The sequence below is a fragment of the Salipiger sp. HF18 genome (assembly GCF_011806505.1).
Taxonomy (GTDB): domain Bacteria; phylum Pseudomonadota; class Alphaproteobacteria; order Rhodobacterales; family Rhodobacteraceae; genus Salipiger; species Salipiger thiooxidans.
Genome location: NZ_JAATOS010000132.1, coordinates 1 through 9,711, shown reverse-complemented (window position 1 = coordinate 9,711; position 9,711 = coordinate 1). Strand labels below are relative to the sequence as shown.

Annotated in this window: 9 protein-coding genes; 7 read left to right on the top strand and 2 right to left on the bottom strand. The window is 68.4% G+C overall.

Annotation, left to right across the window (positions count from 1 at the left end):
* Positions 1-325 precede the first annotated feature (325 nt).
* Positions 326-3,850, top strand: coding sequence for a DNA polymerase III subunit alpha (gene dnaE / locus HC022_RS12780; RefSeq protein WP_167452692.1), 3,525 nt, complete (start codon positions 326-328; stop codon positions 3,848-3,850).
* A 33-nt stretch (positions 3,851-3,883) separates the two neighbouring features.
* Here dnaE and HC022_RS12775 read toward each other — a convergent pair whose 3' ends face one another.
* The gene (locus HC022_RS12775) at positions 3,884-4,090 is read right to left on the bottom strand and encodes a SlyX family protein (RefSeq protein WP_008883122.1); all 207 of its coding nucleotides are present in this window, start codon (positions 4,088-4,090) and stop codon (positions 3,884-3,886) included.
* 290 nt (positions 4,091-4,380) lie between these two features.
* Here HC022_RS12775 and hisS point away from each other — a divergent pair, with 290 nt between their 5' ends.
* The 4 genes from hisS to HC022_RS12755 all read left to right on the top strand — a co-directional run bounded on the left by hisS (position 4,381) and on the right by HC022_RS12755 (position 8,698).
* A complete protein-coding gene (gene hisS / locus HC022_RS12770) occupies positions 4,381-5,853 on the top strand; it encodes a histidine--tRNA ligase (RefSeq protein WP_167452691.1) in 1,473 nt (490 codons plus the stop codon).
* Complete coding sequence (locus HC022_RS12765; protein WP_167452690.1) at positions 5,844-6,932, top strand: ATP phosphoribosyltransferase regulatory subunit; 1,089 nt, start codon at positions 5,844-5,846, stop codon at positions 6,930-6,932. The genes hisS and HC022_RS12765 overlap by 10 nt, the downstream gene beginning before the upstream one ends.
* The gene (gene hisG / locus HC022_RS12760; RefSeq protein ID WP_008883193.1) at positions 6,929-7,621 is read left to right on the top strand and encodes an ATP phosphoribosyltransferase; all 693 of its coding nucleotides are present in this window, start codon (positions 6,929-6,931) and stop codon (positions 7,619-7,621) included. Before HC022_RS12765 ends, hisG begins: the two co-directional genes overlap by 4 nt.
* Before the next feature lie 159 nt (positions 7,622-7,780).
* The gene (locus HC022_RS12755) at positions 7,781-8,698 is read left to right on the top strand and encodes an L-lactate dehydrogenase (RefSeq protein WP_167452689.1); all 918 of its coding nucleotides are present in this window, start codon (positions 7,781-7,783) and stop codon (positions 8,696-8,698) included.
* Positions 8,699-8,746: 48 nt separating this feature from the next.
* Here HC022_RS12755 and HC022_RS12750 read toward each other — a convergent pair whose 3' ends face one another.
* Positions 8,747-8,971 carry a YdcH family protein gene (locus tag HC022_RS12750; protein ID WP_008883050.1) on the bottom strand — a complete coding sequence of 75 codons (225 nt, stop codon included), beginning with the start codon at positions 8,969-8,971 and terminating at the stop codon, positions 8,747-8,749.
* 157 nt (positions 8,972-9,128) lie between these two features.
* Here HC022_RS12750 and HC022_RS12745 point away from each other — a divergent pair, with 157 nt between their 5' ends.
* Both HC022_RS12745 and HC022_RS12740 read left to right on the top strand, forming a co-directional pair.
* Positions 9,129-9,539, top strand: coding sequence for an Hsp20 family protein (locus HC022_RS12745; RefSeq protein WP_040383615.1), 411 nt, complete (start codon positions 9,129-9,131; stop codon positions 9,537-9,539).
* Between the two features lie 3 nt (positions 9,540-9,542).
* Positions 9,543-9,711, top strand: a 169-nt coding sequence (locus HC022_RS12740) for a DUF1150 family protein (RefSeq protein ID WP_167452688.1), incomplete at its 3' end; no start/stop codon positions are given.

The window sequence follows — 9,711 nt, the reverse complement described above, 5'->3', positions numbered from 1 at the left end:
CCGTTCCGGCACGCGCCTTCGCCAGCGCCAGGCGCGCGAGCTGGAGATCCGGCGTTTTCATGTGCTTGGTCATAATCTCCTTTGCCACGCCGGACCCGGCGCGTTGATCGGAAGGTTTTTCTTTCGGTGCGCCGGGCTTCGCACCACATGGGCTCGGCAGTCCTTATGCTCCGCAAACCAGAGCAAAATTAGGGCAGGATCGGTCGGCAATTGAAATACCCCTGTTACCGCCCGCCAGCATGTCTCAACCAAGGCGCGACCGACCCGCACCGCCGCCCCGGATCGGGGCTTCCGCCCGGACCGGGCGGCGCCTAATGTGGGCCGCATGGCCGATCCCCGATTCATCCATCTCCGCGTTCACACCGAATACTCCCTGCTCGAAGGCGCCGTCCGGCTGAAGAAGCTGCCCGGCCTCTGCGAGGCCATGGAGATGCCAGCCGTCGCCGTGACGGACACCAACAACCTGTTCTCGGCGCTGGAATTTTCCGTGACCGCGAGCGGTGCCGGCGTGCAGCCCATCATCGGCTGCCAGGTCGACCTGCGCTATCTCAACCCCGCCCCGGGCGAGCGCCCGAAACCGCCCGCACCGGTGGTGCTTCTGGCGCAGAACGAGCGCGGGTACGAGAACCTGATGAAGCTCAACTCGCGGCTCTACATGCGCCATGACGGCGAGTTCCCGCATGTGCTGCTGGACGAGCTCGAAACCCTGTCCGACGGGCTGATCTGCCTCTCCGGCGGCCCCGACGGGCCGGTGGGCCGGCTCCTGCGCGAGAACCACCGTGCCGCCGCGCAGGTCCTGCTGACGCGGCTGCACCAGATCTTCGGCGACAGGCTCTACGTCGAGCTGCAGCGCCACCCCGGCGAGGACGGCCTGCCCGAGGCCGAGCGGCTGTCGGAGCGCGGCCACGTGGAGATGGCCTACGAGATGGGCCTGCCGCTGGTCGCCACCAACGACGTCTACTTCCCCAAGCCCGCGATGTACGAGGCCCATGACGCGATGATCTGCATCGCCGAGGGCGCCTATGTCGACCAGCAGCAGCCGCGCCGCCGGCTGACCCCGCAGCATTACCTGAAGACGCCGCAGGAGATGGTCACGCTCTTTGCCGACCTTCCCGAGGCCATCGAGAACACCGTCGAGATCGCCCGCCGCTGCGCCTTCATGGCCTATCGCCGCGACCCGATCCTGCCGAAATTCGCCGATGACGAGGTCGCCGAACTGCGCCGCATGGCGAACGAGGGCCTGCAACGCCGGCTCGCGGTGATCCCGCACGCGGTGACCGTCGAGCAATACCAGGAACGGCTCGACTTCGAGCTCGGCATCATCGAGGGCATGGGCTTCCCCGGCTACTTCCTGATCGTGGCCGACTTCATCCAGTGGGCCAAGGACCACGACATCCCCGTCGGCCCGGGCCGGGGCTCGGGTGCAGGCTCGCTGGTGGCCTACGCGCTGACCATCACCGACCTCGACCCGCTGCGCTATTCGCTGCTGTTCGAACGCTTCCTGAACCCCGAACGGGTCTCAATGCCCGACTTCGACATCGACTTCTGCATGGACCGCCGCGAAGAGGTGATCCGCTACGTTCAGGAGAAATACGGCCACGACAAGGTGGCGCAGATCATCACCTTCGGCGCGCTGCTGTCGAAGATGGCGGTGCGCGACGTCGGCCGGGTGCTGCAGATGCCCTACGGCCAGGTCGACCGCCTGTCCAAGATGATCCCGGTCGAGGGCGTGAAGCCGGTCTCGATCGAGAAGGCGCTGCAGGACGAACCGCGCCTGCGCGAGGAAGCCCGGAACGAGGAGGTCGTCGACCGCCTGCTCACCTACGGCCAGCAGATCGAGGGGCTGCTGCGCTCGGCCGGCACCCACGCCGCCGGCGTGGTGATCGCCGACCGCCCCACCGACGAGCTGGTGCCGCTCTACCAGGATCCGCGCTCCGAGATGCCGGCGACCCAGTTCAACATGAAATGGGTGGAACAGGCCGGCCTCGTGAAGTTCGACTTCCTCGGCCTGAAGACGCTGACCGTGATCCAGAACGCGGTGAACCTGATCCTCAAGGGCGGGCGCCCGATCCACGTCGCCGCCGACGGCACCCAGCTCTACGAGCCGGCCGAGGGTGGCGAGAACCAGATGAACCTCATCCCGCTGGATGACGAACGGACCTACAGGCTCTACGCCGACGCCAAGACGGTCGCGGTGTTCCAGGTGGAAAGCTCGGGCATGATGGATGCGCTCAAGCGCATGAAGCCCACCTGCATCGAGGACATCGTCGCGCTCGTGGCGCTCTACCGCCCCGGCCCGATGGAGAACATCCCGGTCTATTGCGAGGTCAAGAACGGCCTGCGCGAGATCACCTCGGTGCACCCCTCCATCGACCACATCCTTGCCGAGACGCAGGGCATCATCGTCTACCAGGAACAGGTGATGCAGATCGCGCAGGTCATGGCGGGCTACTCGCTCGGCGGCGCCGACCTGCTGCGCCGCGCCATGGGCAAGAAGATCAAGGAGGCGATGGACGCCGAGCGTCCCAAGTTCGAGAAGGGCGCCGCCGAGAACGGCGTCGACAAGAAGAAGGCCACCGAGGTCTTCGACCTTCTCGAGAAATTCGCCAACTACGGCTTCAACAAGTCCCACGCCGCCGCCTACGCGGTGGTGAGCTACCAGACCGCCTGGCTCAAGGCGAACCACCCGGTGGAGTTCATGGCAGGCGTCATGAACTGCGATATCCACCTGACCGACAAGCTCGCCACCTATTTCTACGAGGCCAAGAAGGGGCTGAAGCTCGATTACGTCCCGCCCTGCGTGAACCGCAGCCAGGCCACCTTCGACGTGGACAAGGGCAAGCTGGTCTACGCGCTCGGCGCGCTCAAGAATGTCGGCCTTGACGCGATGCGGCTGGTGGTCGAGGGGCGGCGCTCGGTGCCCGAGGATCCGAAGAGCCCCGACAAGCCCTTCGTCAACGTCTTCGACTTCGCCCGCCGGGTGGACCTCAAGCGCGTCGGCAAGCGGCCGCTCGAGATGCTGGCCCGCGCCGGATGCTTCGACCAGCTCGACCGCAACCGCCGCCGGATCTTCGAATCGCTCGACGCGCTGGTCGCCTACTCGGCCGCGGTGCACGAGCAGAAGCACTCGGCACAGGTGTCGCTCTTCGGCGAGGCCGGCGACGATCTGCCCGAGCCGCGGCTCTCGCCGGTTCCGGACTGGCTGCCCGCCGAGCGCCTTTCGGAAGAGTTCAAGGCCATCGGCTTCTACCTCTCCGGCCACCCGCTCGACGACTACATGCCCGCGCTGAAACGGCGCGACGTGATGCTGCTGGACGATGCCGAGAACAAGGCGCGCGGCGGCACCTGCCTCGTGAAGCTCGCGGGCGTGGTCGCCGGCCGGCAGGAGCGCAAGTCGGCCAAGGGCAACCGCTTCGCCTTTGCCCAGCTCTCGGATCCGTCGGGCGCCTACGAGGTGACGATCTTCTCGGACACGCTGGAGAAATCGCGCGACCTGCTCGAGACCGGTTCGAAGGTCGTCGTGACGGTCGAGGCGACGATGGAATCCGACCAGCTCAAGCTGCTCGCGCGCAGCTTCGGCCCGGTCGAGACCGTGGTGGCAGATGCCGGCGCCTCGGGGCTCCGGATCTTCATCGAGGACCCGGGCACGGTGGCGCAGGTCGCCTCGGTGCTGAGCCGCGCCGCCGAGCAGATGCCCAAGGCCGGGCGCGGCCCGGTGCGGCTGTGCCTGTCGGCGGCGGGTCTGCCGGGCGAGGTCGAGATGGACCTGCGGCAGGAATTCCCGGTGACGCCCGAGATCAAGGGCGCGGTGAAATCCCTCGACGGGGTGCTGGCGGTCGAGGACTTCTGACCCTCCGCCCGCGCCCCGGCCCGAACCCCTGCCTCAGTAATGCGGCGGGCGCTCGTCGCCCATGACGACACCGCCGGTGCCCTCGCTCTGGCGCTCGGCCTCGCGGAGCAGCAGCATCTCGACCCGCCGGGTCAGCAGCGCGATCTCGCGGTCCTGCCGGGCGACGGTGTCCGAAAGGTCGTCAAGCGTCCGTTCGAGATGGGCGATGCGTTCTTCGAAGGGGGCGGTCTCGCTGGGCATGGTCTCGGGCTCCTTTTGGCCGCGTGATAGGCGCCGCCGCGCGGGATGGAAAGGCCGCCGGGGTCAGCGGACCGAGGCCTGACGGCCTCCCCCGCGACGCTCGCCACAGGAAACCCGGGCCGGCGGTGGCGCTCCCCCTGTCTTCCTCTGGCCCCAAATATCCCCGCCGGAGGCATCCGGCACAAGCCTTCGCCGCGGCATATGGCCGTTGCACGCGGCGCCCGTCGCTTGCCCCCGCACGCGCAAGCGGCTAAGGGAGGCGCGCAATCTGCACGAGCCCGGAGCCCGGCATGGCCAAAGAGAAGAAAGCCCCCCGTCCCAAGGCGCAGACGCCGAAGGGATTCCGCGACTACTTCGGTTCCGAAGTGACCGAGCGTGCCGAGATGCTGCACGCCATCGCCGGGGTGTATCATCGCTACGGCTTCGAGGCGCTGGAATCGAGCGCGGTCGAGACCGTCGAGGCGCTCGGCAAGTTCCTTCCCGACGTCGACCGCCCGAACGAGGGCGTCTTCGCCTGGCAGGACGAGGACGAGTCGTGGATGGCGCTGCGCTACGACCTGACCGCGCCGCTGGCGCGGGTCTACGCCCAGCACCGCAACGATCTTCCCCTGCCCTACCGGCGCTACGCCATGGGGCCCGTCTGGCGCAACGAGAAGCCCGGCCCCGGCCGCTTCCGCCAGTTCTACCAGTGCGATGCGGATACCGTTGGCGCGGCCAGCGTCGCGGCGGATGCCGAGATCTGCGCCATGCTGTCGGACACGCTGGAAGTGGTCGGCATCCCGCGCGGCGACTACCTGGTGCGGGTCAACAACCGCAAGGTCCTGAACGGCGTGCTCGAGGCCATGGGTCTCGACGACGACGCGCAGCGCGACGCGGTGCTGCGCACAATCGACAAGTTCGACAAGGTCGGCGAGTCCGGCGTGCGCGAGCTGCTCGGCAAGGGCCGGCTCGACGCCTCGGGCGCCTATATCGACGGGGTCGGCCTGTCGGACGCGCAGGCGGATCCGGTGCTGGCCTTCCTGACCTCCAAGGGCGCCGACGCCGGCGCCACCGTGGCGAACCTGCGCGCGGCGATCGGCAGCAGCCAGATCGGCGCCGAGGGCGTGGACGAGCTCGAGGAAATCGGCGCGCTGCTCGCCGCGCAGGGCTACGGCTCGGACCGCATCGAGATCGACCCCTCGGTGGTACGCGGCCTCGGATATTACACCGGCCCGGTCTTCGAGGCCGAGCTCACCTTCGAGATCCTCGACGAGAAGGGCCGCAAGCGCCAGTTCGGCTCGGTCTCGGGCGGCGGACGCTACGACGACCTCGTCAAGCGCTTCACCGGCCAGTCGGTGCCCGCCACCGGCGTCTCCATCGGCGTCGACCGGCTGCTGGCCGCGCTGCGCGAGAAGAGCCGCATCGGCTCGACCGCGCAGGGCCCCGTTGTGGTCACCGTCATGGACCGCGAGCGCATGGCCGATTACCAGGCCATGGTCGCCGAGCTGCGCAATGCAGGCATCCGGGCCGAGGTCTACCTCGGCAACCCCAAGAACTTCGGCAACCAGCTCAAGTACGCGGACAAGCGCAACTCGCCCGTGGCCGTCATCGAGGGCGGCGACGAGAAGGCGCGCGGGGTACTGCAGATCAAGGACCTGGTGCTCGGCGCCAGGCTCGCCCAGAGCGCCAGCCTCGAGGAATGGAAGGAACGGCCCTCGCAATACGAGGTGCCGCGCGCCGAGATGGTGGCCAAGGTCAGAGAGATCCTCGAGCAATGGGCGTGACCATCGCAGAGCAGCGCGCCGAGGCCGTCCGGCTGCGCGCGCGCTTCCTGGAGGCCGGGGCGCAGAACGTCGACTGCGCCATCCTCCAGCCCGCCGAGACCTTGCTCGACCTCTACGGCGAGGACATCCGCGCCCGCGCCTACGTGACCCACGACCCGTCGCGGGGCGAGGTCATGCTGCGCCCGGACTTCACCATCCCCGTCGTGCAGATGCACATGGAAAGCGGCGCCGCGCCCTCGCGCTACACCTATTGCGGCGAGGTCTTCCGGCGGCAGGAAGAACACCCCGAGCGCGCCTCCGAGTATTTCCAGGTGGGCTACGAGCTCTTCGCAGACGACGATCCCGCCCGCGCCGATGCCGAGGTCTTCGCGCTCTTCGCCGAGACCCTCGCGCCGCACGGGCTGCGGGCGGTGACCGGCGACATCGGCATCCTCGCCTCGGCGGTTCAGGCGCTGCAGATCTCCGAACGCCGCCGCGCCGCGCTGATGCGCCACATCTGGCGCCCGCGCAGGTTCCGGGCGCTGCTCGACCGCTACTCCGGTCGCAGCCCGGTGCCGCCCTCGCGCAAGGCGCTGCTCGAAGCCGCCGATCCCATGGCCTCGGCCGGGCCGATGATCGGCCTGCGCTCCGAGGAAGAGATCGCCGCCCGCATCGCCGCGCTGCGCGAGGATGCCGCCGAGGGCCCGCTCTGCCGCAGCCAGGTCCAGCTCATCGACTCGCTGCTCGCCGTGCGCGAGACCTGCAGCTTCGCGCTCGAGCAGCTGCATGACATCGCCGTCGACCTGCCCGGCATGCTGCCCGCGGTCGAGCTTTTCGAACGCCGCTGCGAGGCGCTGGCCGCGCGCGGCGTCGACGTCGCGGCGCTGGAGTTCGAGGCAAGCTACGGCCGGACCTCGATGGAGTATTACGACGGGTTCGTGTTCGGCTTCCTGCCGGCGCAGCGGCCCGACCTGCCGCCGGTCGCCACCGGCGGGCGCTATGACGCGCTGGCCGCGCGTCCGGGCCAGGGCCGCGCCGCCCCCGCCGTGGGCGGGGTGATCCGGCCCGGACTTCTGCTGCAACTCGGGAGCCGGGCATGAGCATCAAGCTGGGCGTGCCGTCCAAGGGGCGGCTGATGGAGAAGACCTTCGACTGGTTCGGTGCCCGCGGCGTGCGGCTGACCCGTACCGGGTCCGAGCGCGAGTATTCCGGCGCGGTGGACGGCGTCGAGGGTGTCGACCTTGTACTGCTCTCGGCGGGTGAGATCCCGCGCGAGCTGGCTGCAGGCCGCATCCACCTTGGCGTGACCGGCACCGACCTGATCCGCGAGAAGCTGGTGCAGTGGGACCAGAAGGTCGAGCCGCTGGCCGAACTCGGTTTCGGCCAGGCGGACCTGATCGTCGCGGTGCCGGCCTGCTGGACCGACGTGAACACACTCGACGACCTCGACGCCGCCGCCGCCGCCTTCCGCGAACGTCACGGCTTCCGCATGCGCATCGCCACCAAGTACCACCGGCTGATCCGCGAGTACCTGCGGCGCGGCGGGGTGGCCGATTACCAACTCGTCGACAGCCAGGGCGCGACCGAGGGCACGGTGAAGAACCTCACGGCCGAGGCTGTCGCCGACATCACCTCGACCGGCGAGACGCTGCGCGCGAACCACCTCAAGGTGCTTGAGGAAGAGCCGGTGCTGCGCAGCCAGGCCACGCTGTTCCGCAGCCGGGTCCCGCGCCTGAACGAGGCCGATCGTCTGGCGCTGCGCACGCTCTCGGCCAAGCTGCACGTCTGACCCCCAGCCCCGGTTCCGGTCGCCGAACGGGCATCCCGTGGTCTCTGCCGCGGGTTGAGCCATTCTTTCCTGTTTCCCCGCGCCCTGCCGTGCAAGTCTCGGCCCGAGAGGGCATTTCGGGTCCTCCCGAAATGCGCAGGCGGCACAGGAGGACAGCTCATGAAGGTCGGAATCGTCGGAGCGGGCATGGTGGGCTCGGCCGCGGGCTACGCACTGGCGCTTCGTGGCGGCGCCAGCCACGTGGTGCTGGTCGATCGCAGCGCGGCACTGGCCGCAGCGCAGGCCGAGGACATCGCCCACGCGGTGCCCTTCGCCCACCCCTGCCGGGTCGAGGCGGGAGACTACGCCGCGCTCGAGGGCGCGGGCCTGGTCATCCTCGCCGCGGGGGTCGCGCAAAAGCCGGGCGAAAGCCGCCTGAGCCTTCTGTCGCGCAATGCCGAGGTCTTTGCGCAGGTGATCGAAGGCGTGCAGAAGGCCGCGCCGGATGCAATGCTGCTGGTCGCCTCGAACCCGGTGGACGTGATGACCGAGATCGCGCTCCGCGCTTCGGGGTTGCCCGCCGCGCGGGTGATCGGCTCGGGCACCATCCGGTTCCGCAGCCTGATCGCCGGCCATCTCGGCATCGCTCCGCAGTCGGTCCACGCCTACGTGCTGGGTGAACACGGCGATTCCGAGGTGCTGGCGTGGGCCTCGGCCCGCGCCGGATCGGAGCCCGTCGCGCGCTTCGCCGCGCAGGTGGGCGCGGCCCTGACCGACGAGGTTCGGGCCCGCATCGACGAGGGCGTGCGCCGCGCCGCCTACCGCATCATCGAGGGCAAGGGAGCCACGTGGTACGGCATCGGCGCCGGGCTCGCGCGGATCGTGCAGGCGGTGCGCGATGACCAGCGCGCGGTGCTGTCGGTGTCCATCGTCACGCCCGGGGTCGAAGGCGTCTCAGACGTGGCGCTGAGCCTGCCGCGCGTGGTGGGCCGGGATGGCGTGGTGGCCACGCTGATGCCCGAGCTCGCGGCGGACGAGGCCGCCGCCCTGAAACGCTCGGCGGAGCTGCTCAAGGAGACCACGTCGCAGCTTGTCTGAGGCGCGCCGGACAGGCGCCGCTGACACGCGAACGCGGGCCGCTCAGACTCAGGCGATGATGTCGGGGGTCAGACGATCCTCGATCAGCGCGATCTTGTCCTTGAGGAAAAGCTTTTTCTTCTTGAGACGTTGCAGCGTCAGCTGATCGGCCACGCCGCGCTCGTGAAGGGCCCGGATCGCTTCATCGAGATCGCGGTGTTCGCGCTTGAAGACCTCCAGCTCCACACGCAACACGTCCTCGGTTTTCATCGAGATGTCTTGCGGTGCGTCCATGCTGGCAAACTCCTTGCGGTGCAGGGGTTTAGAATAGCAACCTTCTCCCCCTTGGCAAAGCCCTTGCGCACAATCCGGCGCGTTCCCATATTCATTTGGCAAGGGTTGCCGAAGCGCGGGACCCGGCGGACGGTCGCTTTCTGCAAAGGACGTGTCGATGAGTAAACTGACCCTGGGATCGTATCCCCACATGCTCGGCTTTGAGCAACTCGAGCGGCTGCTCGAGCGAACCGCCAAGTCGAGCGAAGGCTACCCGCCGTTCAATATCGAGCAGACCTCCGATTTTTCCTATCGCATCACGCTTGCCGTGGCCGGATTCTCGGAAGAGGACCTCGCGATCACCGTCGAGGACCGTCAGCTCGTCATCCGTGGCCGGCAGCGCGAAGATGGGGCCCAGCGCATCTTTTTGCATCGGGGCATTGCCGCACGGCAATTCCAGCGCAGTTTCGTCTTGGCCGATGGTGTCGAGGTGGGTGAGGCTGTGATGGAGAACGGTCTGCTGCACGTGGACCTCACGCTCTCCCGTCCCGAGACGGTCGTTCAGACAATCCAGATCAAGAAGGGGTAAGCCATGAATACCAGGTTCGACTTCAGACTTCCGGGTGAAGACCGCATCGTCTACGTGCGCCCCGTGGCTGCCCAGGATCTCCCAGAAGAGATGCAGAGCCAGCTCGGCGGGCTCGAGACGCTCTACGCGGTGCACAATTCCGACGGTGAACGGCTGGCGCTGGTCAAGGACC

What these genes read in the sequence shown, in the direction of transcription:
- HC022_RS12745 (WP_040383615.1), top strand. Translation starts at nt 9,129, where the DNA reads ATGAGTAAACTGACCCTGGGATCGTATCCCCACATGCTCGGCTTTGAG.
- dnaE (WP_167452692.1), top strand. Translation starts at nt 326, where the DNA reads ATGGCCGATCCCCGATTCATCCATCTCCGCGTTCACACCGAATACTCC.
- HC022_RS12750 (WP_008883050.1), bottom strand. Translation starts at nt 8,971, where the DNA reads ATGGACGCACCGCAAGACATCTCGATGAAAACCGAGGACGTGTTGCGT.
- HC022_RS12765 (WP_167452690.1), top strand. Translation starts at nt 5,844, where the DNA reads ATGGGCGTGACCATCGCAGAGCAGCGCGCCGAGGCCGTCCGGCTGCGC.
- hisS (WP_167452691.1), top strand. Translation starts at nt 4,381, where the DNA reads ATGGCCAAAGAGAAGAAAGCCCCCCGTCCCAAGGCGCAGACGCCGAAG.
- hisG (WP_008883193.1), top strand. Translation starts at nt 6,929, where the DNA reads ATGAGCATCAAGCTGGGCGTGCCGTCCAAGGGGCGGCTGATGGAGAAG.
- HC022_RS12755 (WP_167452689.1), top strand. Translation starts at nt 7,781, where the DNA reads ATGAAGGTCGGAATCGTCGGAGCGGGCATGGTGGGCTCGGCCGCGGGC.
- HC022_RS12775 (WP_008883122.1), bottom strand. Translation starts at nt 4,090, where the DNA reads ATGCCCAGCGAGACCGCCCCCTTCGAAGAACGCATCGCCCATCTCGAA.